Origin of the sequence: Streptococcus nasisuis (assembly GCF_040836615.1) — a bacterium.
GTDB classification, from domain to species: Bacteria; Bacillota; Bacilli; order Lactobacillales; family Streptococcaceae; genus Streptococcus; species Streptococcus suis_V.
Map to the genome: position 1 here is coordinate 1935629 of NZ_CP162268.1, position 26757 is coordinate 1962385.

A 26757-nucleotide genomic window follows, 5' to 3' on the forward strand; every position below is an offset into this window, starting at 1 on the left:
TTTACACCCCTGCTAGTTTCTTCGTTTCTGTCCAGAGAGCACCCATCATTTCATGGTGTTCTTGTGCTGTCAAACCTTGGACGACATAATCTACTAAAATACCAGGAATATAGACATCATCCGGCTTGATTTCTCCGATTTCTACCACCTCATTGGTCTCAACGATGACTGTGTCGGCAGCCAGGGCCAGTTGCAATGAAATGTTTTTAGTGGTTCCTTCAATGTAAAGGTTTCCGTACTTGTCTGCCTTGCTGGCCTTGATTAGGGCTACGTCAATTTTCAATGGATCATAGACTAGGTACTCACGGCCGTTGCGGACAACTTTTTCTTGTTTTTCTTCTAGGATGGTTCCAACGCCTGTCGGTGTCAATACGGCACCTAGACCTGCACCTGCAGCGTGGAGGCGTTCAACCACTGTACCCATCGGTGTGAATTCAACTTCCATCTCACCGCTGAAGTAGGCTTTTTGGGCACCTGGTGAGGTTCCGACGTGGGCTGCTATGTATTTGGATACTTGGTGGTTTTCGCAGAGGCGACCTACTCCGACTTCCTTACCAGGATGGGAGGTTACGACAGATGTCAGAGTCAGGTTTTTTGTGCCTTGTTCCACCAAGCCATCGATCAATTCAAAGGGTTCACCGACACCGAGGAAGCCTGAGATTCCCACGATGTGTCCCGGTTGTACCAGCGATACTGCTTCTTTGAGCGTTACAATTTTTGCCATTTTTTTCTCCTCGTCAAAGCTACTTATTTCCGTGTAAAGACTGCTTTTCGTTTTTCAACAAAAGCGCCCATGCCTTCTTTTTTATCCTCTGTTGAGAAGAGGAGTGCTTCTGCTTCTGTTTCCAAGCGGATGGCACTTTGCAGTGGTAATTCTGTTCCCACGCTGATGACATGTTTGGCTTTTTCGACAGCCAACGGAGCATTCTTCAAAATAGATTTTGCTAGATTTTCAGCTTCCTGCATCAATTCCTCTGCTGGGACCAGGCGATTGAGTATGCCGAGTTCGACTGCTTCTGGTCCTTTTACATTTCGAGCCGTGAAAATGAGTTCCTTGGCCTTGCTGATGCCGATGAGGCGTGGCATCCGTTGGGTTCCTGCAAATCCTGGTATAATTCCAAGTGTCACTTCAGGGAAGCCCAACAACACTTTCTCATGGCCCAGACGAATGTCTGTTGACAGAGCCAATTCCATACCACCTCCCAAAGCATATCCGTTAATTGCTGCGATGGATGGCTGGCGAAGATGTTCTAGTCTGGAGAAAGTATCATTGGCATAGGTCATGTATTCGAAGGCTTGTGTCGGCGTCATCTTATCCATTTCCTTGATGTCTGCGCCGGCTACAAATGATTTCTCACCTGCACCTGTAACGATGACTACACCAATTTCTGTACTGGTTTCCACTACATCCAATACTTCATTCAAGTCTTTCAAGACTTGTGAGCTGAGGGCATTCAATGCTTCTGGACGATTGATGGTGATATAACCGATGCCATCTTTGACGTCCAACAATACAGTTTTGTTCATAAACATTCTCCTAATGTGTGATGTGATTGGTCACCTAGGGTCAACAATGCAACCAATCTATTGACAAAATGTAAAACGCTTACATTATTAGTTTATCAACTATTTACATATTCGTCTACTTAAGAAATTTTAATAGTCGTATTAGGTGGACTTATAGAAATTGTGCGAAAACTAACTTATTTATTGAGGTTGTTCAACCATCAAAAAGTAATCAAGAACGCTTTCCCAAAAAGTAAAAAAGCACCCAGATTTCTCCGGGCACTAGAGGTTAGGAAGCTTTTTTAGATTTAGCAATGTAGTAAAGCTGGAGCAAGATTCCGACCACGGCCATGCCGATGACGATATAGAAGGCCATAGAGTAGTCTCCATTGTTGGCTTGAGCCAGACGAGCACCCAGCTGTGGTCCTGCAATAGCAGCCACACCGTAAGCCGTAAACATCCAGCCGTAGTTGGTACCTACATTGGCCACACCCCAGTTATCAGCCGTGATACCTGGGAAGGAACCGAGGAAACCACCGAAGGACAGGGCAACCAGCATGACACCGATGATAGCCAGGACACTGCCTTCACCTTTAAAGGTCGCTGTCAGGAAGAGCCCTCCTGCTACTGCGGCAAACATGGCAACAACGGTCGGGTAGCGACCAATTTTATCAGACACGGCTCCCCAGAAAATCCGGCCAAAGGTATTGGCGATGGAAACCAGCATGACAAAGAATGTCGCTTCACTGACCAGCTTGTATTGGTCAGAGATGGATGCGGCACCACCGATAATCATCATACCACCGGTCGCACCGAGGATGTAAATCAACCAGAGTAGCCAGAAATTGCCTTCACGCAACATTTCCTTATGGGTCTTACCAGTCGGAGCTGCAGCACCTGGTGTCGGAGCAGCTGCTGGAGCCTTTTCCATGACCAGGGAAGACGCACAGATAACCACCAAGAGGGCAATACCCAGTACATTGAAGGTCCGGTAAACACCCATGGCGCCAATCATGCCTTTAGCAACTGGCCCGATAATCAGGGGACCAAGACCAAAGCCTGCCGCTGTCAAACCACCAGCCAGACCTTTTTTATCAGGGAACCATTTGGAAGCGACCGAAGTGGCAGCACCGTAGGCAGACCCGATACCTAGACCCAGGATGACACCGTAGGTCAGATAGAGAACCGGCAAGCTGGTTGCAAAGCCTGTGGCAAACATGCCTAAACCAAAGAGGATACCACCTAAGAATACAAATTTCTTAGGACCGAGGGCATCAACCTTGGGGCCGAAAATAATCATTCCGACCGGAACCATGGCAAAGGAGATACTAAAGGCCAGTGAGGTCTGGGCCTGTACCCATCCTTGGTCGGCATTGGCTTCCAAGAGAGCTTTTTGGAAAACGGACCAGGCATAGCCCGCTCCCAAGGAGAGGTTGGTCAAGATGGCCGCCGCCAAAATGACCCAACGATTTGGTGTTTTTTTCATAATCTTTCCTCACATAATCTACAAATGGTGAAAGTTACTCAATGAAAATCAGGAAGACGCGGAGAACTCTGACGCTTATGGTTTTATGGCGACGGGCTGAAAAGCACACCCTGAGCTTTTCACATATCAAGTCGAGTCAACAACGTCTGCGTTTGATTTTCGAAGAGTACTATCTGCTCACGATAACGGCTATCCCCATACCACCACCGATACAGAGAGTTGCTAAACCGCATTTGGCATCACGTTTTTGCATTTCATGTAGAAGTGTGACAAAGATACGGGCGCCTGACGCTCCGATTGGGTGACCGAGGGCAATGGCACCACCGTTTACATTGACAATATCTGGATTGAGTCCTAGTTCACGATTGACTGCGCAGGCTTGGGACGCAAAGGCTTCGTTGGCTTCAACCAAATCTAGGTCACTGACAGACAAGCCTGCCTTATCCAGGGCCTTACGGGATGCGTAGATAGGACCGCAACCCATAATAGTTGGATCTAGACCTGCACTTGCATAAGATTTGATAGTAGCAAGGACTGGCAGACCCAATTGTGCAGCTTTTTCACTGCTCATCATAATGATAGCCGCTGCTCCGTCATTGATACCAGAGGCATTTCCGGCAGTAACAGTACCGTCATTCTTGAATGCTGGGCGCAATTTAGCCATGCCTTCCATGCTGGCATTTTCACGTGGATATTCGTCTGTGTCAAAGACGAGTGGATCGCCCTTGCGTTGCGGAATCAGGACTGGTACGATTTCGTCTTTGAATTTACCTGCCTTGATAGCAGCGACAGCCTTTTCCTGGGAACGAACCGCAAAGCTATCCTGATCTTCACGGGTAATATTGTACTTGTCTGCGACATTCTCCGCAGTAATCCCCATATGGATTGGCTCGAAGGCATCCGTAAGTCCATCTTTTAGCATGGTATCAATCACTTTGCTATCACCCATGCGGGAACCCCAGCGCTGATTTTGAATAACATACGGCGTCTGGCTCATATTTTCCGTACCACCTGCAATGACAACATCTGCATCTCCCAAAAGGATAGCTTGAGCTGCTAGGCTGATGGTTTTCAGACCAGAACCGCAGACCTTATTAATGGTGAAGGAAGGAGTCGTTACAGGCAAGCCAGATTTGATACTAACTTGACGTGCGACGTTTTGTCCAAGACCTGCACCAAGTACATTACCAAAAATCACTTCATCCACCAAAGTAGGATCAAGGTTAATTTTTTCGAGTGCGCCTTTGACAGCAGTTACTCCCAAATCAACAGCAGATATATCTTTTAAACTTCCACCGTAACTGCCAATTGGTGTTCGAACAGCTGCTACAATTACTGCTTCTCTCATTTTTTTCTCCCTTCCTAATACGTAAAGAATCCTTGACCAGTCTTACGACCAAGTTTACCAGATTCCACCATTTTTTTAAGAAGTGGAGCTGGACGGTATTTTGGATCCGCGAAGCCATTGCTCAAGACATTCATAATAGCCAGCACCACATCCAGACCAATCAAATCTGCCAAGGCAAGCGGTCCAATCGGATGGTTGGCACCCAGTTTCATGGCTGTGTCAATTTCTTCTGCACTGGCAACGCCTTCTCCCAAGACAAAGATTGCTTCGTTGATCATTGGAATCAGGATACGGTTGACCACAAAGCCATAGGAATCCGCCACGCGCACTGCTGTTTTATTGATTTTTGCAGTGACTTCTTCTACCGCAGCAGCTGTTTCTGGAGAGGTTTGAATGGCACGAATAACTTCGACCAATTTCATAAGAGGAGCTGGGTTAAAGAAGTGCATACCTAGCACCTTGTCCGGACGACCTGAAGCGGCAGCAATATCGGTCACAGACAGGGAGGAGGTATTGGATGCCAGGATGGTTTCTGGAGCTGTAATCTCGTTTAATTGTTTAAAGATGCTCAGCTTGATATCGCGGTTTTCAGTCGCTGCTTCCACCACCAATTGCACATGTTTGGCATCCTGGTAATCTGTCGACGGGATCAATCGTGCATAGGCTGCGTCTGCTTCTTCTTGGGTCATTTTTTCTTTTCCAACAGCACGATCAAATTGTTTCTTAATACCTGCTAGACCACGTTCAACAAATTCTAATTTAATATCATTGAGATAGACAGTGAAGCCTGATTGGGCAAAAACCTGAGCAATCCCGCTGCCCATTTGACCAGACCCAATGACCATAACATTTTTAATTTCCATTATACTTTTTCCTTTCCTTTCGCCCTAGAGCCAATATCCTGGGAGCAGGAGATTCCCCACTCCCGGATAAATTGCTTACACTTAGAAAATCATTTCTCTTTTCAAATGCCTTGACCAGCAAATCTCCAGTGGAGGTTTGCGGCTTGTCGCCTTGAGCTGAGAGATGGATTTTCAGTGAGTTTTAGACGAAGGCACCGATTCCAGTCAATTCACGCGCCACAATCATGGCATTGATTTCGTGTGTTCCTTCATAGGTGTAAATAGCTTCCGCATCTGTGAAGAAGCGAGCAACTTCTGTTTCGTAGGTAATACCGTTACCGCCGCAGACTTCACGAGCCAGGGCTACTGTTTCTCTCATGCGGAGAGAGTTGTGGAGCTTAGCCAGTGAAGAGTTGAGCATTTCTTCTGTGCCAGATTCTTGGATTTCGGCAATTCGTGCGGAGTAAGCAATGGCTGCCTGCACATTTGCCTGCATACGAGCCAATTTTTCCTGTACCAATTGGAAGCCACCGAGTTTGCGGCCAAATTGTTCACGAGTTGTGGTCAAGCGCAGAGCTGCATTGAAGGCACCAGCCGCTGTACCCATGGCAATGTAAGCAACGTCTGCGCGTGTGCGAACGAAGATTTTCGCTACATCGCCATAGCCGTTGATATTGACAAGACGGTCTGCTTCAGGAACTTCCACATCTTTGAGTGTAATGTGACCATTGTTTACGATACGGAGGGAAATCTTGTGCTCCACGTTTTCCACAGAAAGACCTGGGCTACCTTGTTTCACCATGAAACATTTGATTTTCTTGGTTTCCACATCGCGGGCAAAGATTGGAATAAAGTCTGCTGTCTTAGCACCACCAATCCAGCGTTTTTCGCCGTTCAATACCCAGACATCACCCTTACGCTCAGCTGTTGTTGCAAGACCACCTGCAATGTCAGAACCATGGTCAGGCTCTGTCAAACCGAAACAGGTCTGTGCTTCAAAATTACGAACTGGTGTACCAAAGCGCTCAATCTGCTCCTGGCTACCACCAATGAGAATCGTATTGTAACCAAGTCCGCCATGCACTGTGTAGAAGGTTGCAACAGACGGATCGAAGCGAGCCATTTCCAGGTAGAGGAAGGCGTTGTAAAGCTCACCAGCCTTCCAAGATCCTTCGCGACCAACGAACAAATCTGGGTGAGTCATAATTTTGGCTGCTGCAAATGCTCCCAGGATTTCTTCACGTGGAAGCAGGGCTTTTTCATAGCTGTCAATCAAGACTGGACGAACACGTGCTTCTAATTCTTGGCGCAAGTGTTGCAAGACTTTCAGTTCACCCTCCGTCAATTTTTCGGCATAACCGAACAAATCTTCTGGGTACAACTCTCTAGCTAATTCTTTAACTGACATGGTAATAGACTCCTTTTTGTATTTTTTGCTTTGTGTAAAGCGTTTACATTTTGTTGACAACATTATAATATAACGAAATTACATAAAAATCTACTTAATAAAAATTAATACGACTATAAGTGAAGATTATAGAATTTCACAAAGTAGGAAAACACAAGAATCCTTACCATTGCTAACTTTGGAAAGCATAAAAATAGGAAGAACGGAAAGTTTGTGAAGAAAAAAGCAGACCGGATTCTGAATCCAGCCTGCCAAAGAGGAAATTGGCAGTGTCTTAAAAATTAGAGGTGGAGTTTCTTCAAGACATGCTCTGCTTCTGTAAAGATTGTCTCGATAATGGCCTTGGCAGGCTTGATGTCATTGACCAGACCAGCAATTTGTCCAGCCATGAGAGAGCCGTTTTCAGCATCTCCCTCCTTGACTGCCTTGGCAAGAGCCCCCATGGTGATTTCTTCCAGATCATGACGGGAAGTAGCTTGAGCCTCTATTTCCAGATATTTGTCTGTCATAGCATTGCGGATACAGCGTACCGGCGCCTTAAATTTGCGACCAGTCACGACAGTTGAAGTGTCTACCGCATCCAGCACAGCCTGCTTGTAGCTATCTGGTATCGGGCATTCTTCTGCCGCGAGGAATACGGTCCCCATCTGCACCCCTTCTGCTCCCAGGGCAAAGGCAGCGACCACACCATGGCCATCTGCCACACCACCTGCACAAATCACAGGAATATCTAGAGCAGCAGCCACCTGTCTCGTCAGGGGCATGGAAGCCATTTCGCCGATGTGACCACCTGCTTCCATCCCTTCAGCCACTACAGCATCACAGCCCAATTCCTGCATTTTGAGGGCCAGCTTGACACTTGGAATAACTGGGACCACCTTGATGCCAGCTTCCTTGAGACGAGGCATATAGGGTTTCGGTGTACCTGCACCTGTGGTCACGACCTTAACCCCTTCTTCAATCAGGACTTCCACAATCTCTGCCACATTGTCCATCATCAACATCAGATTGACCGCAAACGGCTTATCCGTCAGGGCCTTGGTCTTCCGAATTTCCTCTCGGACCTCATCTGCCGTCATGCCACCTGAGGCAAGAATACCCAGACCACCAGCGTTTGAGACAGCGCTGACCAATTGGTGACGAGAAATCTGAGCCATGGCTCCTTGGAAAACGGGATACTGGATACCCAACAATTCTGTAACACGATTCATCTTGCATGTTCCTCCTGTTTCGTTATCTTTGTCACAATCATACCAAATATTGAAACCCTTTTCAATCCTTCTTCTATTACAAAATCTTATGTCAACCATAACAAATTGTAATGTGTCTGGACTAGCCTATTTTGGCGGGATAACATTGGCCTGACCAGCTATGACCTTGACACCATCCTGATTGGTCACGATAGTCTCCAAGGTCAACCAGCCCTTGTCATCAATGGCTGTAATGGTTGCGGTCGCAGTCAAGGTATCCCCGATTCCAACGGGTTTGAGGAATTTCAACTCCTGCCCCAGATAGATGGTGCCAGGACCAGGCAGATACATGCCCAAGACGGTTGAAATCAAGGAAGCACCCAACATGCCATGGGCAATCCGCTTCTTGAACATGCCCTGTGAAGCCTCAACTTCGTTGACATGGGCAGGATTCAAATCACCTGAAATCCCTGCAAAAAGGATCACATCTGCCTCTGTAATGGTCTTAGCAAACTGACCCGTCTGCCCAATTTCAAATACTTTTGTCATTGTACTACTCCTTTTCGTCATTTTATTTATCCTCAATGAAAATCAATCTAGCCACCAGCAGAACTCTATCACTAACTTATTTCAAGGCGACAGGCTGAAAGGCTCTTGACAAGGGATGGTTTTGATTTTCGAAGAGTATTAGTTGATTTTTTATTATTTTTTACTATAATGGGGTCAAAGAAAGGGTTATTATATGAAATCATATCCTATCCACTACCATACACTGAAAAATGGTGAGCGCCTAGCCTATTCAAGAACTGGGACTACTGGCCCAACCTTGATTCTCCTGCATGGCAACCTGAGTTCGTCGGTTCATTTCTACCAGCTGGCAGAGGCTCTGGAGGGAGACTTTCAGCTAATTCTTCCAGACATGCGTGGCTTCGGGCATTCCAGCTACCAGCAGCCTGTCCATTCCCTGCAGGAATTGGCTCTGGACTTGGTGGAGCTCATGGATGCGCTGGCAATCCCTAGCTATGCTATCCTTGGTTGGTCCACAGGCGGTGGGGTTGCCTTGGAAATGGCTGCGCTAAAACCACAAGCCGTTGAGCAGGTATTTCTCCTCGCATCCATCGGCATACAGGGCTACCTGTCTCCTAGCGATATCAATCGACCTCAATTAGGCCTGCTGCCGCTCCTCATCCAGACCAATCGGGCCATGGCCAAGTGGAATCCCGTCCTGCAGAAGGTCGAGTTGGCCTTACAAAACCGTGACCAGCGTATCCTCAAGAAAATAATGGATCCCCTCTACCAACTCTACCCGATTTCTGAGCAGGATTACCAGACCTATATGGATGCCATGTGCCAGCAGCAAAACTACTCTGACATCTTTATCAACCTCTTCACCTTCAATATGACCAATCAGACAAACGGCCTGGTCGCCGGAACCAACCGGATTCAAGATGTCACCTGTCCGGTCATCATTATCCACGGGGACAAGGACAAGGTTGTTCGTATGGACTCTGCTCTTCTGACCTATCAGACCTTGAAGCAACAGGCCCAGCTCTATGTCATGGATGCTGGTCACTCTATCCAGACAGACCAACCTAATCAGCTAGCAGACATTCTAAGAAAACATCTCCTCTAGCGAACAAGCCACATTGGTAACTTTCCCTATTATAGACAAGGAGCTGGGCTTAAGCCCAGCCCTTTTTACTCATCATGGGTTTTATAGAAATCCATGAGTTTTGGTATTACTTGTTGGCGGGACCTCTTGCTGACAAAGAGGCCGATATGGCCGGAATCATAATAGACAGTCTCCGTATCTTTTGAGCCAACCAATTTCGGTAATGGTTCAGAAGCCAGAGTCGGCACTTGGTCATCCCGATTGGCAATGATATTGAGCAATGGCTGCTTGATATTCTTGAGATTGACCGTTTCATCACCGATTTTGAGTTCGCCCTTGACCAGCTTATTATCATGGTACATGTCATTGGTAAACTGACGAATGGTCGCTCCAGCCTGGGCAGGGCTATCAAAAATCCAGCTTTCTAGGGCCAAGAAATTGGTCATGGCTTTTTCATTGTCCAATTTATCAATTAAATCCAAATATTTATTGGTGGTTAATTTGATAGGCGATAAGAGCAAGAAACCGTTGTTCATGACTTCTCCAGACAGGTTGCCATAGGCTTCGACCATACTGTCTGCATCCATATATTTGCCCCACTGGAAGAGCAACTTATCACACGGAGAGAAATCAATCGGCGCCACAACAGTCACCAGATTCTTGACCAAGTCAGGATTGAGGGCTGTAAAGATAGTCGCGAAATTGGCTCCCTGGCAAATGCCGAAAAAGTTGATTTTATCGGCACCAGAATGGTCCAAAACAGCCTCCACACAGTTGCGCATATAGCCCTGGATATAGTCTTCCATAGTGATATACATGTCATCCTTGGTCGGATACCCCCAGTCGATGACATAGAGATCCGCCCCCGCATTGAGCATATCTTCCACAAAGCTATTGCCCTCCTGCAGGTCTAGCATGTAGTATTTATTGACCAGGGCATAAGAAATCAGGGTCGGCGTCTTGAGCGGTCGTTTTACTTTTGGTTTGAAATGATAGAGGACCAACTTATCCTCTGCGTAGATGACTTCTTTTTCCGATACGCCACCTTTTGGTCGTTCCAGCTTGGTCAAGGTTTCAATGCCCTTAATCAAGCGTTGTTGGGATTCCAGGGCATCCTGGATATTTTTCTTCGGTATGGTAAATAATTCCTCAAACATAGGCCATCTCCCTTCTTACTTATTTGCTGTCAGCTTTCTTGCTGGGCTTGGTCTTGGCAGGCTTGGCCTCTGCGCCTTGCTTGATGTCCTTGAGTTCGCGCTTGAGCTTGGTCACTTCGCGTTTCAACTCTTGAACCTTTTTATACAGGCTGCGCGCATCACTTTCTAGGACAATCGGCAGGCCTTTCAGGACTAATTCCAAGAGTTTATTGCGAGCAATGACAAACTGCGCATTGGCGGTACCAAATTTGGCCAAGAGTTGAGAAAATTCATCTGAGTAGAAATATTCTTGTAAGGTTTTTTCTACTTCATTAGACCAATGATGATAAAATTCCTTGTATGTTTGCGGTTGCTCACCCTTTTTAACCAATTCAGCAAATTCTTCCATTAAAGTTTTAGCCCGATTTTTGGTTACTTGGGTTAGTTTTTGCTGGAACTCTACACTTGTTAGGATTAACTGAATACTATTGTCAATAAAGGCATTCTGAGCCTCTATCTTTTCCGTATTGTTGCCCATGCCCGGAATGCGCAAGAGCGGCGCTACTGTCTGCTCATACTGGCTCTTCCACTGGTCAAAGAAACCAGCCAGCTTGTCTGGATCTCCGTTGGCACCCTCGACATAGAGACGACTGAGGTCAAAGAAGGATTCAGCCCACGGCCCCAAGAATTGAGACCAGTTATCCTTGAGCGCGCCGGTCAGCTTATAAGGCGCTTCTAGGATTGAGCGCAGCTGGGCAGGAATATAGGGTTGGACAAAATCAGCATAAAATTGCTGGCCATCTGACATCCACTTGTTGACCCATTCCTTACCATCTTCTTCAAATGGCTTCGAATAGAGGTCACGAAGGTTGTCAAAATAGCGATAAAAACTAACAAAATGCTTGTTGGCATCCATCATTTTGACCAAGGTTGCATAAGAATCCGAATCAAGGGCATCATAGAGACGGGATGGATTGAACTGGTTGCGGTAAAATTCCAAATAGGTATTCATATCTGGAAATTGGGAAATGTAGTTGCCCAGAGGTCCTTCTTGGTAGGCCTTTTGAATCTGTTCTATCCAGTTAGACTGAAGTTTGTTCCAAGAATCCAGGGCAGGATTGGTCATCCCAGTTTGGAAGGGCATGGTAAATCCATTGGTCGGATTCAAGGATTTGAGATAGTCAGTGAAGAATTGCTGCTGGGCGGTCAAAATATCTGCCATACCTTTTGGGCCATCTTCAGCCTGTTTTGGTATCAGACTTTGCCACTGCTCAGCCATTTTCTTTTGAGCCTCAAACCACTGATTGATCATATCGTATTGGGACATAAGATTCCTCCTTATAAGAATTCGGTCAATTCCTGGACCGTCAGGTTAGACAAGTGGGACAGTCTACCTACAATTCTTATCTTATTATAGAGAGTTTTCGATTTCAAGCTGTCATGCTCTAAATGCAACTTAGAGTTTTTTATAGCAACTAGTAGGCCAACTAATACATAAAAATAATACGGCGCTCACAGTTAGCTTTCTATACTCAGTCAAATTCAAAAAGAGTGGATATAGGTTCGTTTTCTTAATAGACAAAAACATATATAAGATTGTTTTTATTAAAACCTAGCTAAGATGTCTATTCGCCTCTAGAGATTTCCAAAGATTTTCTCTAGAGGTCTCCCCCTCTTTCAGAATGGTTAGAGTGAATTTTGCTGGGTTTGAGCAAACAAAAAGCAGGCTTATCATCAACAAGCCTGCTGTCATTCGTTATCATTCTTCCTTACTCGTATGTCGCTTGCCAAGGTCCTTAGCTTCTTGCTCCGACATGCTAATCACTTTTGACCAATTGGTATTCTTAGGCATATTATCCTTGGAATACCAATAAACATCCGCCTTTCCATTACGGGCAATATAGACGACCGGAGCCAATTCCTGACTTGCTTCCGTGCTTGGATTAGTCGCTTGCTGGCTGGATGCAGATGCTGTCGTCGAGCTACTTGCCATTTCAGTTGGTACCAGAATAGGCTTGGCTGTCCCCGTCAAGTAGTCAATCTCCGCATTCTTAGAATAATTCTCCAAAACGACCCGCGTAATGCCATAGGCATCGACTATCTCTTTTTCACTACCCAGCCGAATCTCCAGTAGATTCCCAGCCTGATCTATGCCTACGTATTGGAGCTCAATCTGGCGTGGCACCAATTCATCGCCTCTATAAATCGGAGTTACCCGATAATCCAACCAATAGTTAGGATGGGTTGCCAGCCAAGAATCCAGCCGATTTTCATAAAAAAGCATGCCTTCAATGTTGGTATCCTTGGTCCCTTTGTAATGACCACTATTGGTCCAGGCAGTCAGAGGAACCAAATTTTCACCCTGGTCGGTCAAGCCGCTAAACTGGTAGCCGATTAGGTGGCCACGATTGAAGAGATAGGCCTTCTTCCCACCCTTGTTATAGGTCAGTTTGTAATTGTGCCAGCCTACAGGATTGTATTTTATCCGAGGCTCCCTCTGCTTCTTGGGTTCATCCTTATCCTGCAATTGAATATGGGCAAATGTCGCACGCCTGAGATGGTCAAATTCTCCAAGAACCAACTGCTTCTGACCTGTAAAAGGAAGTAATTGCAAGCCCTGGTAGTCCACTTGATTGGCCAGGGTCACAGGCCCATTGCCGAAAAAGAAAATCACCGTCAGAATACCAAGGATGAGCCGAAAAATACGCCGTTTCATACATACTCCTCCTTAGGATAAACGAAATCTGTCTATCATTAGTATATCATGAAATCGCTTCATATTCACGACAAAACTGAAACATCTTGGTCTGCTTAGCCCATCGTATTTCACCGTTTCAATCCGCCACTGCTGCCAGCCCCTAAACCGCACTGCTCCCTGTTGGTCCGTCCGATAAACATCCATTTTTTCATGTGCAAATCGCTCCAAGGTTTCTTGATGAGGGTGCTTGTAGCGGTTATTTACCCCAGCCGATACCAGGGCAATCTTGGCCTTGATATGGTCCAAAAATTCAGGATAAGAGGAGCCTTTGGACCCATGATGTCCCGCTTTTAAGACATCGACCGGCAGAGTGGGATAGGTCTCCACCAGCTCCAGCTCACTCTGCTCCAAATCCCCCGTAAAGAGGAAATTGGCCTGCAAGAGCCTGCCGTAAAGCACGATAGAATCATCATTGCCACCATCACCTGTGAGCTTGGGATAAAGCACCTCCAGATGAGAATCAAAAATCGGCAATCTATCTCCAACCTGCACCACTCTGACAGGCGCATTGACAGCCCTCAACTTCTCCACAAAGTCCGCATCGGTCACACTTCCCGGGGACACATAGATAGTTCCAATCTCCACAGCCTTGGCTACAGCCAAGAGGTCGCCCACATGGTCTGCATCGGTATGGGTCAAGACCAAACTGTCAATCCTACCCACACCTCGACTATGAAGGTAAGGAATCAAGGTCTGCTCTGCATTGGCCTTGCGCGACCGCTCCTGCCAGGCCTCCTTGGCTGCAAAATCCACGCGCCCACCCACATCAATGAGCACCGTCCGCCCCCGCCAATCCCGCAGGAAAAGGCTATCTCCCTGCCCCACGTCCACCATGGTCACTTCGTTTTCCAGGGGATGTTTTGTCATGAAAAATAGCAGAGCGAGGACCAGGCTGAGACCAATCAGCCATTTTTTTCGCCTGTGAAAATCATAGAGCAAGAAAAGACCGACCAGCAAAACCAGCAAGACCAGAGGTGATGGCTTGCCAAAAATCCACGGACGCAACCCCAAATCCGCCACCCAGACAACGATTTTCTCCAAGAGGACAAAAAATCCATTGACCCAAGTAATTTTGACCAAGGGTGACAGCAGGAAAATCAAGGATAGACCTGGTAGGAGCAAGACATCGAATACAAAGGAAAAAGCAAAGGTCAGCAGAATGGACAGGGGCTGGAAAGAATAAAAATAGCCGATTAGAATAGGTAAAATCCCAGCAGAAATAGCCAAACTTTCCACCGCAATTTTCTTAAACCAGCCCAAGTCCTCGAAGTCAAAAACTGTCAGCAAGAAAGCGTAGGTAAAGGTCAGGACACCTCCTGCTGTCAGCAAAAAGCGTGGCATAATGAGCAGGCAGACAAAGACCGTCACCGCAAAGTTATCCAACTTCCGAAACCCCAAATTGCCTAGAATTTTCTGTACTAAAGACCGGACGACAGAAACCGACCAGCCTGTCAGACCAGCATAAACAAGTGAAAAGGGAATTTGAACCTTGTCCACCGTCTCCTTGGTCAGACCCAGCCGCAGGAGAATCCAACGAAACTTGTCCACAAAAAAGCCAACCTGCATACCAGACAGGGCAAAGAGGTGGATAATGCCCAGACTGGAATAGAGCTCACTCATCTGGTCAAAATCGCTATCCAACTCCCCAAACAAAAGCCCCGTCATATAATGGCTCATGGGAGTAGGGAAATTGGTTTTCACATAGACCAGAGCCTTTCTGCGCAGGCTAGATAGCCAGTCCAGAGGATGCCAGCTCACAACCTTGTCAACCTTATGAATAGCTGCAACCTTGACCGTCCGATAAATGCCCTGAGTCCGCAAATAGGCAGCATAATCAAAACCATTGAAATTACGCTGACCGGCTGGCCGGCTCACCTCAGCCTCTACCGTCAGCTCAACCAGGTCCGACAGATTTTGAAAAGCTTCCTGCTCCTCTTGGCTGGTCAATTTGTAGAAGGCTTGGTAAACTCGCCCGTCAGCCCGACCGCGAAAGGACAGGCTGTCTCCGTTGATGTCAATGGTATCTGGAATGACCAGTAGGGTCGTCACCTGCTCAGGGGCTGACTGGTCTGCCCTGGTCCATTGATACAACTGAATTCCGAAGAAGAGACCAAATAGGCCTAAAAGCGCCAGCAGTCTGATTAAAGCCTTCTGCCCCTGCTGCAAGCAGAAGACTACCAAGAGAAAACTGAGTAGGCCTATTGCCAAAAGTGAAAAGCGATGAACCACAAAATATAGGGAGACGACTAAAAGGGCCAGGTGGATAGGCTGGCAAGGGAGCTTAAACCGTGACATAAGGCCGGATGTTCTCCAGGGTCTTGTCGCCGATACCTGACACATTATTGAGGTCGTCGACGCTCTTGAAACCACCATTGGCCTCCCGATAGGCGATAATGTCCGCCGCCCGCTTGGCCCCGACGCCTGAAATGGTCTGCAACTCCGCCTCGGTCGCCGTATTGAGATTGACTAGACCTTGCTCGTCGTCTTGGTTTTGGGACATAGCAGAGCTGGGATTGCTGCTTGCCACCACCGAGATATTCTCACCTTGACTAGCCACATAGACCACCGCTTCGTCGCTCAGCTTCTGAGCCAGATTGACCGACTTCTGATCTGCCTCCTGGGAAAATCCACCCGCAGCCAGCAGGGCATCGTTGACCCGGCTGCCATGTTCAAGGGTATAGAGCCCCGGCTTTTTCACCGCTCCCTTGACATCGACCACTAACTGGCTGCTCACTTCAGTTGAGCTAGATGCTGTTTTCGTTTGGTCCTCAGATGATGCAGAGCTTGTCTGCTCTGTCCTGGTTAAGTCAGCTAGACCTGTTTGGTCAACGGATTTGGCGGGTTGGCTAAAGAGCAGAAAGCTGGTCAAAATGACCCCTGCCGCAGCCGGCAGACCAATCTGCCACTTATAGTTTTTCAATATTTCGATATAAGAATGGATATTGTTCATTTTACTACCTCCAACTAGTAAGTGCGTAAAAGAACAGAAAAAACTCACAAAATTTGCGAGTTTTTTATCTCCTTATTTCTTGTCCAATTCAACCGATGGATTCCAGACGAAACTAGCCAGGTAGCTAAATACATAGGTCAGTGCCAAAATCAAGGCCACCAGCAAAAGTATCGGAATACGGTAGATATAGGTCAAGACATTTGGTTTTTTCTTGGTTTGGAAAGAGCCAGCGTAGTCGTCCAGACGCTTGAATTCTACCTCGATGCGACGGGTCACTTCTGCTGTACCTGCATCGTCCATGCGCTTGATGTCTGAAACATCGATAGGATTTCCAAAAGCCACATCAATCCGCTCACCAGCCAACAAGCCCTTGAGGGTCAGAGGACCGACATAGGTCGCAGGCATAAGTTTAACCTTGGCCGACTTGGCAATGACCGCGACCCCTCCCTTGAGCTCGGACGAGTGACGGCTGCCAGACGGGAACATGACCAGGGAGCGGTCGCTTTTTTTTAACATGTTAACTGGATACTTGATGGCTGCCATACCAGGATTTTCACGGTCAATAGGAAAGGCTCCACACTTGCGAATCCACCAACCAAAGCCACGGTCCTTGAAGAGTTCCTTTTTGGCCATAAAGATAAATTGCTTTGGTGCCGCCGCATAGCCCATGAAAACAGGGTCCCAGAAGGTCTTGTGAGGAGCAATCAGAATATAATTCTCTTCCTTGGGCAGGATATTTTCCTTATCATGGTAGTGAATATTGCCATTGACAGCCCAGAGTAAAAATGATAGTAATGTTCGTAAATAAGCGTAAAACATAGATTCTCCTTTTTATCCCTTCTATTATAGCATAGTTTGAAAAAATGGTGCTGCCTTTTCTCTGGTAAACTTGGTTCTAATCAAAATATGATATCACGACTTTTTTCTTGCCAACATGGTCGCAAACCGCATTTTGAGGAAATTGCCATTCTCATCCCGCTCATGAAGTTGACCAAAATCTTCATTGTACTTGACAAATTCCCAGTCACGATAGTATTCCTTCAACTCCCCTGCTCCAAAGGTAAAGGAGAAATTCATAGGACAAGGAGCATCTTCCGTATCCATGGCTGCTACAATCAAGTTATAACCTCCAGGTCGTGTCTGCTCCTGCATATTACGAATAATGGCGGGTACACGGTCACGCTCCAAGAACATGAAAACCACGGTTGAGATAATCCAGTCGTAATCCTGCTCCAAACCGGCTGAGTTGATGTCATAGGTCCCAGCCTGTAAATCCAAATCCTCCGCTTCCTTGACCTGCAAGAGTGTCTGAAGGCTCGGCACATGCTTATCAACTGCCGTCACCTCAAAACCCTGCTGGGCCAAGTAAAGACTGTTCCTACCACGGCCACAGCCCAAATCCAAGACCGTACAAGGTTTGATAGTATTCAAGGCCTCCAAGACCTCCGAATGCGTCCGCGTGTAGTCATATTTTTTTGCAAAATAATCCTCCGGCTGACAGAAAAATTCCAAGAAAAACTCCGTATCCTCTGTCAACAAGGCCACCTTATGCCACACCTGTGGCTCTACAAAAGGAACATCATCTGTCGGACCATAGACGAAAGTCGCAATACTTAAATCACTTTCATCCATCAGTTCAAATCTCAGTTGACCTTTCAAGACCTTAATCTTCCCCCAAGTTCCGACCTTGGTATTGTGTCGCTGTAAAAAGTGCTGAGGAACGGTCTCCTGATTCCAAATGGGCATGCGTTTATAAGGAACTAAAACTGTCATGACTTCTCCCTCTTTCTAATACACCTAGTTTATCACAAAGAAATCTCCCCTTCAATCCGTTTTTTTCTTAACTTGGAGTGAACTCCAAGGTGTATTATATAGAAAACTAGAAAGGTTACTTACTAATAAATGTAGGTGTATAGTAAATATGAAAACAGCTATTTATGAAAAAGCCGATAAGATGACTGTTGCAGAAATTGAAAAGCCAAGGATGATGTGATTATCAAGGTCGTTCGGGCCTGTGTCTGTGGGTCAGACCTCTGGCGGTATGATGAAAATGTACCACATGAACATGGTGATACTAACTCTGGTCATGAGGCAATCGGGATTGTAGAGGAAGTTGGCGAGGACATTACGACACTTGTTCCTGGTGATTTCGTAATTGTACCCTTTACACACGGTTGCGAACAATGTGATGCCTGCCGTGCTGGTTTCGATGGTACCTGTGACAACCATCCAGGTCTACAAAATTTTGGAATTAATTACCAGTCACAATACATCCGTTTCCATTACAGAAACTGGGCCTTGATCAAGGCGCCTGGTCAGCCGAGCGATTATTCAGAAGAGATGATTAAATCCCTCTTGACCTTGGCAGATGTTATGCCTACAGGCTACCATGCGGCTCGCGTAGCAGATGTCAAGCCTGGTAACAAGGTAGTTGTCATCGGTGATGGAGCCGTGGGCCAATGCGCCGTCATTGCTGCAAAAATGCGCGGAGCTTCGCAAATTGTCATGATGAGCCGCCATGCGGACCGCCAGCAAATGGCTTTAGAATCTGGTGCTACTGCTATTGTAGCGGAACGGGGTGAAGAAGGTATTGCCAAGGTCCGTGAAATCCTAGGTGGTGGAGCTGGTGCTGCCCTCGAATATGTCGGAACAGAAGCCTCCATTGACCAAGCCCTCGGTGTCCTTCATAATGGTGGTCGTATCGGCTTTGTCGGTGTACCGCATTACAGCAACCATGCCCTCGGCTCAACCTTCTCGATCAACATTATCATCGGTGGCGGGGCAGCTTCCGTGACAACCTATGTCAAAGACATCTTACTAGATGCTGTTCTCAAAGGCGACATCAACCCAGGCCGTGTCTTTACTCAGACCTACAGCTTGGACAATATCGACCAAGCCTACAAAGACATGGCCAACCGCAAAACTATTAAAGCAATGGTGACGGTGGATTAAGGTGCCAAACATGGTTAAAAAATTCAAGAGTATCTAGTAATAATCTCCAAGTTTGAATCACTTATTACACAGAAAAGTAAAATCCCTCACCTACCTAGAAATCGTGGTGAGGGTTTGTTTATCTATCATTAGGGCATTTCCACTACTAGAAAGGTGTAAGCAGTCTACATATCAGATTATCACTCTGATTGTATCAATCCACTCAATATCATTATTATCTATTCAAAACACAGTCATTTCTAAAAAGGATTGTATTTTGAAAGACCTCTTAGATTCAGTTTTGGATCTGGTTTTGGGATATAGTTTTTCTAACGGGCATTGTGTCGAAACCTGAAGTAATACGACTAGCAAAATGTGTTAGAAAACTGATTATGGTAGAAAGCTGCAAGATATTGGCGCCAATGACCAGAGCAACGATAATGTGCAACAGAATTCCTGTTCCAATAGAGCATCCAGTTGATTCACAAATTAATTACTTTTATTTTATTATATATTTCAAATCCTTATATTCACTGAGTTGATTAAATTAATTAAATTCAACTAAATGACAATAATCATTCAAAGCATTGTCTACAAAAAAATTAAAGCAGTTGCTATGAAAAAATTGGTAGCTAATATCTGCTAGAAACGACATGGCGAATAGATTCATTTGCAATGAACTAGGCAATAAATAACAAGACAACTATCTTGACTGCGTATCAATTGTAAAATAGGTTGTGAATGTTGTTTTGTTTCTTTCACCAGTGGTTTGTACCTTTGTCAATGATGTGAGACCAAAAAGGTGATTTTGAAGTTATCCATTTGTTAAGCTTTACTAGGAGCTAGCTTCTAGTAAAGCTTTTCTGATATCGATAGGAGATTTCCAGCCTAAAGTTTGCATAGGGAGTCGATTAGAACGATAAAGATAGGTTTTCATCTGCTTGATCAGATCGTCATAGGAGTAAAAGGTCAAGTGCTGGTAGAAACGTCGGTTATCATTTCGATGACTGCGCTCAACCTTGCCATTATGTCTGGGTGTTCGAGGACGAATTAGTTTGTGCTCAATACCAAGTTCCTGACAAAGTAGGTCTAGGGGGTGAATTTGCTTGGTCTCTTTGAAATGGGTAAACTCAAAACCATTATCCGTTTGAATAATTTTGGGTTTGTATCCAAAGTATCTCATAGCCATTTTGACAAACTGAACAGTTGAGTGAGAAGATTGCTCTTTGAAAGGGAAGATAAAACGTTCCCTGCTGGCCTCATCAATGACGGTATATTGATAGAATTTGTCAGGTAGCTTGCCTGTGTAGCAGTGAGTCGGTACATATTTGACGTCCATTTGCCACTTGATACCGAGTTCAGTTGGGGTATGGTAAGGCCTAGGCACATAGGTTTTCTGCTTAGTTTTAGGGGATTTGAAGAAATCAAGTTTTCTCAAGATTCGAAAGAGAGAGCAGGGATGGCGGTCATAGCCCTTATTAGTTTTGAGCTTGTAGAATATTTCGATGAGGGTTGCCTGTGGATTTCTTCGGATGCAATTTTTAATCCAGGTAAGCTCCTGTTCGGTATGAGCTTTTGGATGAGGTGTTAGAGGTCGATGCGACCGGTCTTTCAGCGATTCTTTGGTGCCGTCGAATCGCTTGTTCCACCGCATGAGAGAGGCTTTTGAGACCTTGTAGCGTCGACAGATGAAGGTGACAGAAGCTCCATTTCGATAGGTTTTAACAGCGTGGTAGCGTGTTTCCAGAGTGTGTGGCAAATAGCGAAGATTTTGTGGTATACTAGTCATGAGAAGATTTCCTTTTTGATGAGTAGGTGGTACTCTTATCATATCAGGGAATCTTCTTTTTGACTTCTAGAAGTCTCACATCTATTGTAACGCTACATGTTTTGTTTCTTTCACCAGTGGTTCTTATTGACAAATTTATTTTTAAGACTTAGTGTTTAATAAACGTAACTTGATTCTTCTTCAAATTCTCTGGGAATTGTTTTCTAACATATTTAGTGTAAGCTTCTTCTGTTAATTTGATATACCCATCTTCTATCCCAGTTGCAATAAGACTTTCAGACTCAATAAATTTCATGTTTTGTGTGGTTGCAACATATATTATTGGATTTTTTATTTCTCCTTGAGTCAGCGAATCTAATCCACCATCATAATGATAAGTTTCAAACACAATTGTTCGTTCATTTTGAAACCTTGTTTCTAATAAATTATTTCCATCTAATCCATTTAATGCATCAGTGGTAAGAAAACTTATTATCTTATTCTTATCTTCTTCACTATATATATCCGGTAGTAAATACAATCTAGTTCCATTTTTTGCTTGATCTATCAGTTTTTCAGGTAAATCTAACCCAGTATCTATGAGATAATTTGGTGATACCGTAAAATACCATAAATCCATATCAGGTGCATGTATATTATAATGACTATCACGCCATTCTCTCAATAGCTTGGTTGAATAATGAACAGAGTTTAAAATGTAAACTCCATCCTTGCCTTCAATGCTCTGATACCAGTTATACATGTCTTTAGACATTTGATCTACACTAGATCGTAATTTTGTTTCATCGCCTTCTATAAAAAATCTATCTATATAATAGTAATCTGAATCAGAATTTGAAACACATGCTCCGAGCATCGTCAACATGCATGTTAGAAATATTGAAATAAATATTTTTTTCATCAGTATTCCTCCAATTTTTGCAGACAGTACAAACAGGGTATCACATTATCATTAAATACTTTTTCCAATCCCAAACTATTAAATAAAAGTTTTTATTCTTAGCTTTTTCAAATAGTAAATACCAAAATTACACATTAATTATAACACAAAACAAATAAGTAAACAACAGGGTATTATAATAACATAGTGGATGTTTGCTATTTTTTATTGGAACTTTTCAAGTTTGTTTTTTATTTGACAAATTGCTGTCTAACTTACTGTCCAACAATGTTCAGTATTACCTTGTTAACTTGACTTGTCGTGTAAAAAGCACAAATAGAGATCTTCAGGATGTTTACTAGAAGTATAAAAAAAGCTACACACCTTATCAATATTAACAACATTCGCACAATTTTTTCTCCGAACATTACGGTCACACAGTCTGTATTTCATTTTCCTAAAACAAAAAGACCAGGATTTCTCGGCTCTATAATTTCTGTAGTGGGTAAAACCACCGTGGAGATTATGGAGCTTTTTAAGTATATACAAAAAGTCCCATATGACCTATAATGAAAAGCAACCAAACTCACATTAGAAAGGCTCATATGGAACAACTAAATTTTATCACAAATTTTCTCAGAATTAAAGACAAAAATATCCTTATCACTGATGAATATGATATGGGAACTCACTTAGAACTACATGGTCACTTGGATTACACAGCCCCTAAATGTCCTTCTTGTAAGGGACAAATGGCTAAATACGATTTCCAAAAAGCCTCCAAAATCCCCTACCTAGAAACTGCTGGTTATCCACTCCTCATCCGCCTTAAAAAGCGTCGGTTCAAGTGTAAAGATTGCGGAAAAATGGCTGTCGCTGAAACTCCTCTTGTCAAGAAGAACCACCAAATCTCTGTCGCTGTTAACCAGAAAATCGCCCAGTTACTCATCGAAAATCAAGCAATGACACATATTGCACACAGGCTATCTATCTCAACATCATCAGTTAGTCGAAAGCTTAATGAGTTCAAGTTTGAAACAGATTGGAATATCTTACCTGAGGTGATGAGCTGGGATGAATATGGCTTTAAGAAGGGGAAGATGAGCTTTATCGCACAAGATTTCAACTCCCTAAACGTCATTACTATCCTTGACGGAAGAACTCAAGCAACCATCCGAAACCACTTTCTACGCTATCCTAGAAAGGTTAGAAACCGCGTTAAAGTCATCACTATGGACATGTATAGCCCATACTACCAATTGGCTAAACAGCTTTTTCCGCATGCCAAAATCGTCCTTGATCGCTTTCATATCGTACAACACCTTAGCCGTGCTATGAACCGTGTCCGTATTCAAATTATGAATCAATTCGACAGAAAATCGCACGAATACCGTGCTTTGAAACGCTACTGGAAATTGATACAACAAGATAGCCGTAAAATCAATGATAAACGATTTTATCGCCCTATGTTTCGCATGCATTTGACTAATAAGGAAATCCTAGAAAAACTACTGTCTTTTTCAGAGGAACTACGACAACACTATCAACTCTATCAATTTCTCTTGTTCCATTTCCAAGAGAAAAACTCAGATCATTTCTTCAGTCTCATCGAACAGGAAATAGCCACTGTTAATCCTATTTTCCAGACGGTATTTAAGACATTTCTAAAGGATAAAGACAAGGTTTTGAATGCCCTAGAATTGCCTTATTCCAACGCCAAACTGGAAGCTACCAATAATCTCATCAAAGTCATTAAGAGAAATGCCTTTGGTTTCAGGAACTTTGAAAACTTTAAAAAACGAATTTTGATTGCTTTGAACATAAAGAAAGAGAGAACGAAGTTCGTCCTCTCTAGGTGTTAGCTTTTCATCTACCCACTACAGTTGACAAAGAGCCTATTTCTCCCAGTCTTAGCGACTATTGATAGCCTTCATGGTCCGCTTGATATCACGGTCCTGCTCACGGCGTTTAAGCGACTCCCGCTTGTCGTAGTCGTGCTTCCCTTTGGCAAGCCCTATCAGGACCTTGGCAAAGCCGTCCTTGATATAGACCTTGAGCGGCACCAGGGTCATCCCTGTTCCCTTGACCTCATTACCCAGAGATTCAATCTGCTTCTTCCGCAAGAGGAGCTTGCGGGTCCGTGTTGGGTCCTGGTTCCAGATATTGCCCTCATCGTAGGGAGCGATATGGACATTGACCAGCCAAGCCTCGCCCTGCTTGATTTGGGCAAAGCCGTCCTTGAGGTTGATCCGCCCTGCACGAATGGACTTAATCTCCGTCCCCGTCAGAACCATCCCCGCCTCCACTGTATCGACAATGGTATAGTCGTGGCGGGCTTTTTTATTCTGTGCAATCACATTGCCCTCACCCTTGGCCATGCCTATCTCCTTTTCTTAGTTTTCTTCACTACTTCTTTGTAAAATGGTTTCTTTTTCTTGTCTGGCTTGCCAGACTTAGACTTGTGGTCTTTCCCAGACTTGTGATGTTTGCTGTCGCGACCAGCAGCTTCTTGTTTGTGGTGCTTGCCCCGTCCTCGCCCTGACCGATCATCACGGTCACGGTTGGAATGGCTAGCAGTTCTCCGCTTGGCTTTCAGAGCTTTTTCCACGATATCCAGCTCGGACGGCACGTGGGCAAAATCGATTTCCCCTGTCAGCTTGTCCGCCCGCGTTAGCTTGATACGGATTGGCTGACCGACACGGAAGACACGACCAGATTTCTCACCCTGTAAGGTCAAAGTCCGCTCGTGGAACTGGTAGTATTCGTTGAGGTTGGTGACATGGATCAAGCCTTCAACTGTGTTTGGTAACTCGACAAAAAGCCCAAACTTGACTACACTAGACACGACACCGTCAAACTCTTGCCCGACAAATTCTTGCATGAATTCTGCCTTCTTCATGGCTTCGACTTCCCGCTCTGCCTCAATGGCACGGCGTTCTAAACTGGACGAAGACTTGGCAAGCTCAGGAATGACCTGCTCAAAATGCTCTGCTTTTTCCGCAGGATTGTGACCATAGTCCCGTACCATACGGTGAACCAGCAGGTCGGGATAGCGGCGGATAGGACTGGTGAAGTGAGTGTAGAACTCCGCACCCAGTCCATAGTGGCCGTGGTTATGCTCCGAGTAGCGTGCCTGCTGCATGGAACGAAGCAACATCATGTTGAGGACATCGGCATAAGGCTGATCCTTGACCCGCTCCATGAGGTCCTGCAGGGCGTCCTGGCTGATAGAGCTGGCCGTACCATACACCGTCAGACCAAAGCTGGTCGCATAGTCGATGAACTTCTGCAACTTGTCTGACTTAGGCTCCTCGTGGATCCGATAGATGAAAGGCAGGTCCAGCTTGGCAAAATGCTCGGCAACGCACTCGTTGGCAGCTAGCATGAAGGACTCAATCATCCGCTCGGCAATGCCCCGTTGACGCAGCTGGATATCGACTGGCAGACCGTCCTTGTTGACGATGATTTTGGCTTCTGTCGTGTCAAAGTTGAGAGCCCCACGCTTATAGCGCATGGTTTCCAGGGTTTCATGGAGTTTGACCATGAGCTCCACACTTGGCACGATAGCCTTGTATGTAGCCAGTTTTTCCTGATTGCCCGCAATCATGTCATTGACATCGGAATAGGTCATGCGGAAGGTGGTTTTAATAACTGTCTGGCCAATCCAGTGCTTGACCACCTTGCCCTTGCGGTCAATTTCCATAATAGCCGACTGGGTTAGGCGATCCACATTTGGATTAAGGGAACAAATACCATTTGACAAACGTTCTGGCAACATTGGCACCACACGGTCGGTCACATAGACAGAGGTTCCACGTTTGACAGCTTCCTGATCCAAGGCTGAGCCTTCCGTCACATAGTAGCTGACATCAGCGATATGGACACCCAACTCCAGATTGCCGTTCTTGAGTTGCCTGATGTGGACCGCATCATCCAGGTCCTTGGCATCCGCACCATCAATAGTGAAGATGATTTCATCTCGCAGGTCCAAGCGTCCTTCAAAGTCCTTCTCAGACGGACTTTCTGGTACTCGATTAGCCTCCGCCAAGACTTCATCTGGAAACTCCGACACGATATCCATGGACTCCAAAACTTCCAAGACATCGATGCCCACATCATCCTTGTGACCCACCACGTCCCGAATGGTCGCAACAAAGTGGTCCCGTTTCTTATTGGGATAAGCCTCGATATCAACTTTGAGAATTTCCGTTCCGGTCAATACCAGAGGTGACTTCTTAATGTAAATCTTCTGAGCAATTTTCTGGTTTTTAGACTTGATATAGCCTGCATATTCTGGCTTTTCTTCGTCAAAAACAATCAAGCCCACCGCTGTTTTCAAGCTATGTTCCAAAATATCAATGACTTCCGCTTCCGCAGCCGTTCCCTTGAGCCTGTCCGCCACTTTCTTAATGGCCACTTCCACTCGATCTCCCTCGATGGCGAAGTTGACATCGTCACGGCTGACAAAGAGGTCGTCTTCTTCCTCGTCAATGGTCACAAAGCCAAAACCAGACTTGTGGGCACGGAAAATACCCTGTAAGGTCACCTTGTTTTTAGAGATTTTTGGAGCAGGGAGGGCAATCCGTCCAGCCTGATCAAAGACCAGTTCCTGACGGCCTTCCATGCTCGAAACCAGCTTGACCAAGTCAGTAAACGCCTTGGCTGAACTAGCCTGCAAGTGGTCCGCTAATTGGTCCATGGTCACAGGACCTGCTTCTGTAATATAGTTTAAAATATCATTTTTCATTTGTCTTTACCAAAGTGCTAGGAATATCCCTAGCTCTACTTTTCTAAATTTGCGTCATCATTTCAGCGCAGTGATTGATTGGAAATTTTGTTCGCATTTTATGCTCCAAAATTTCCTAATCAACTGTACAGGGTGTGAGTAAAATGATCTGGGAATAGACCGTTTTAGCCTGAA

Annotated in this window: 20 protein-coding genes and 2 pseudogenes; 3 read left to right on the forward strand and 19 right to left on the reverse strand. The window is 45.2% G+C overall.

Going from position 1 to position 26757, the window contains the following annotated elements:
• Position 1: 1 nt before the first annotated feature.
• From AB1F57_RS09780 to AB1F57_RS09815, 8 genes are all read right to left on the reverse strand, one after another.
• Positions 2-724: a CoA transferase subunit A gene (locus AB1F57_RS09780; protein ID WP_105110502.1), complete on the reverse strand. Its 723-nt coding sequence runs from the start codon at positions 722-724 to the stop codon at positions 2-4.
• Between the two features lie 23 nt (positions 725-747).
• Positions 748-1527, reverse strand: coding sequence for an enoyl-CoA hydratase/isomerase family protein (locus AB1F57_RS09785; protein WP_105110503.1), 780 nt, complete (start codon positions 1525-1527; stop codon positions 748-750).
• Between the two features lie 268 nt (positions 1528-1795).
• A complete protein-coding gene (locus tag AB1F57_RS09790; protein WP_170238533.1) occupies positions 1796-2992 on the reverse strand; it encodes an OFA family MFS transporter in 1197 nt (398 codons plus the stop codon).
• A gap of 169 nt (positions 2993-3161) precedes the next feature.
• Positions 3162-4340: an acetyl-CoA C-acetyltransferase gene (locus tag AB1F57_RS09795; protein WP_367985691.1), complete on the reverse strand. Its 1179-nt coding sequence runs from the start codon at positions 4338-4340 to the stop codon at positions 3162-3164.
• Between the two features lie 14 nt (positions 4341-4354).
• Entirely contained in the window at positions 4355-5203 is an 849-nt protein-coding gene (locus AB1F57_RS09800) for a 3-hydroxybutyryl-CoA dehydrogenase (protein ID WP_105110506.1), read from the reverse strand.
• 181 nt (positions 5204-5384) lie between these two features.
• Complete coding sequence (locus tag AB1F57_RS09805; protein WP_105138176.1) at positions 5385-6590, reverse strand: acyl-CoA dehydrogenase family protein; 1206 nt, start codon at positions 6588-6590, stop codon at positions 5385-5387.
• A gap of 281 nt (positions 6591-6871) precedes the next feature.
• The gene (locus tag AB1F57_RS09810) at positions 6872-7801 is read right to left on the reverse strand and encodes a nitronate monooxygenase (protein WP_167785916.1); all 930 of its coding nucleotides are present in this window, start codon (positions 7799-7801) and stop codon (positions 6872-6874) included.
• Between the two features lie 126 nt (positions 7802-7927).
• Complete coding sequence (locus AB1F57_RS09815; RefSeq protein WP_105138177.1) at positions 7928-8329, reverse strand: MaoC family dehydratase; 402 nt, start codon at positions 8327-8329, stop codon at positions 7928-7930.
• Positions 8330-8522: 193 nt separating this feature from the next.
• Here AB1F57_RS09815 and AB1F57_RS09820 point away from each other — a divergent pair, with 193 nt between their 5' ends.
• Positions 8523-9413, forward strand: a complete 891-nt coding sequence (locus AB1F57_RS09820; RefSeq protein ID WP_105138178.1) for an alpha/beta fold hydrolase — start codon at positions 8523-8525, stop codon at positions 9411-9413.
• Between the two features lie 65 nt (positions 9414-9478).
• Here the strand turns inward: AB1F57_RS09820 and phaC are convergent, their stop codons facing one another.
• From phaC to tehB, 7 genes and pseudogenes are all read right to left on the reverse strand, one after another.
• Entirely contained in the window at positions 9479-10549 is a 1071-nt protein-coding gene (phaC, locus tag AB1F57_RS09825) for a class III poly(R)-hydroxyalkanoic acid synthase subunit PhaC (RefSeq protein WP_105110511.1), read from the reverse strand.
• Positions 10550-10568: 19 nt separating this feature from the next.
• The gene (locus AB1F57_RS09830) at positions 10569-11855 is read right to left on the reverse strand and encodes a poly(R)-hydroxyalkanoic acid synthase subunit PhaE (protein WP_167785913.1); all 1287 of its coding nucleotides are present in this window, start codon (positions 11853-11855) and stop codon (positions 10569-10571) included.
• Positions 11856-12287: 432 nt separating this feature from the next.
• Positions 12288-13244 carry a DNA/RNA non-specific endonuclease gene (locus AB1F57_RS09835; RefSeq protein ID WP_367985692.1) on the reverse strand — a complete coding sequence of 319 codons (957 nt, stop codon included), beginning with the start codon at positions 13242-13244 and terminating at the stop codon, positions 12288-12290.
• A 108-nt stretch (positions 13245-13352) separates the two neighbouring features.
• Positions 13353-15581: pseudogene (locus tag AB1F57_RS09840) on the reverse strand (DNA internalization-related competence protein ComEC/Rec2); the annotation flags it as partial.
• Positions 15568-16236: a helix-hairpin-helix domain-containing protein gene (locus AB1F57_RS09845; RefSeq protein ID WP_167785911.1), complete on the reverse strand. Its 669-nt coding sequence runs from the start codon at positions 16234-16236 to the stop codon at positions 15568-15570. The pseudogene AB1F57_RS09840 and the gene AB1F57_RS09845, both read right to left, overlap by 14 nt.
• Before the next feature lie 72 nt (positions 16237-16308).
• Positions 16309-17055, reverse strand: a complete 747-nt coding sequence (locus AB1F57_RS09850) for a 1-acyl-sn-glycerol-3-phosphate acyltransferase (RefSeq protein ID WP_167785910.1) — start codon at positions 17053-17055, stop codon at positions 16309-16311.
• Positions 17056-17148: 93 nt separating this feature from the next.
• Complete coding sequence (gene tehB / locus AB1F57_RS09855) at positions 17149-18009, reverse strand: SAM-dependent methyltransferase TehB (protein WP_167785909.1); 861 nt, start codon at positions 18007-18009, stop codon at positions 17149-17151.
• A gap of 148 nt (positions 18010-18157) precedes the next feature.
• On the opposite strand from tehB, the pseudogene AB1F57_RS09860 reads away from it, so the two are divergent.
• A pseudogene (locus AB1F57_RS09860) lies at positions 18158-19188 on the forward strand (alcohol dehydrogenase catalytic domain-containing protein).
• A gap of 814 nt (positions 19189-20002) precedes the next feature.
• Here the strand turns inward: AB1F57_RS09860 and AB1F57_RS09865 are convergent.
• Both AB1F57_RS09865 and AB1F57_RS09870 read right to left on the reverse strand, forming a co-directional pair.
• A complete protein-coding gene (locus AB1F57_RS09865; RefSeq protein ID WP_032511809.1) occupies positions 20003-20956 on the reverse strand; it encodes a DDE-type integrase/transposase/recombinase in 954 nt (317 codons plus the stop codon).
• A gap of 148 nt (positions 20957-21104) precedes the next feature.
• The gene (locus AB1F57_RS09870) at positions 21105-21857 is read right to left on the reverse strand and encodes a hypothetical protein (protein WP_105110519.1); all 753 of its coding nucleotides are present in this window, start codon (positions 21855-21857) and stop codon (positions 21105-21107) included.
• Between the two features lie 584 nt (positions 21858-22441).
• Between AB1F57_RS09870 and AB1F57_RS09875 the strand changes: the two genes are divergently transcribed.
• Positions 22442-23698: an ISL3 family transposase gene (locus tag AB1F57_RS09875; protein WP_167785830.1), complete on the forward strand. Its 1257-nt coding sequence runs from the start codon at positions 22442-22444 to the stop codon at positions 23696-23698.
• 48 nt (positions 23699-23746) lie between these two features.
• Here the strand turns inward: AB1F57_RS09875 and smpB are convergent, their stop codons facing one another.
• Positions 23747-24214: an SsrA-binding protein SmpB gene (gene smpB / locus AB1F57_RS09880; RefSeq protein ID WP_105138187.1), complete on the reverse strand. Its 468-nt coding sequence runs from the start codon at positions 24212-24214 to the stop codon at positions 23747-23749.
• Positions 24215-24216: 2 nt separating this feature from the next.
• Positions 24217-26583: a ribonuclease R gene (rnr, locus tag AB1F57_RS09885; RefSeq protein ID WP_367985693.1), complete on the reverse strand. Its 2367-nt coding sequence runs from the start codon at positions 26581-26583 to the stop codon at positions 24217-24219.
• Positions 26584-26757 lie beyond the last annotated feature (174 nt).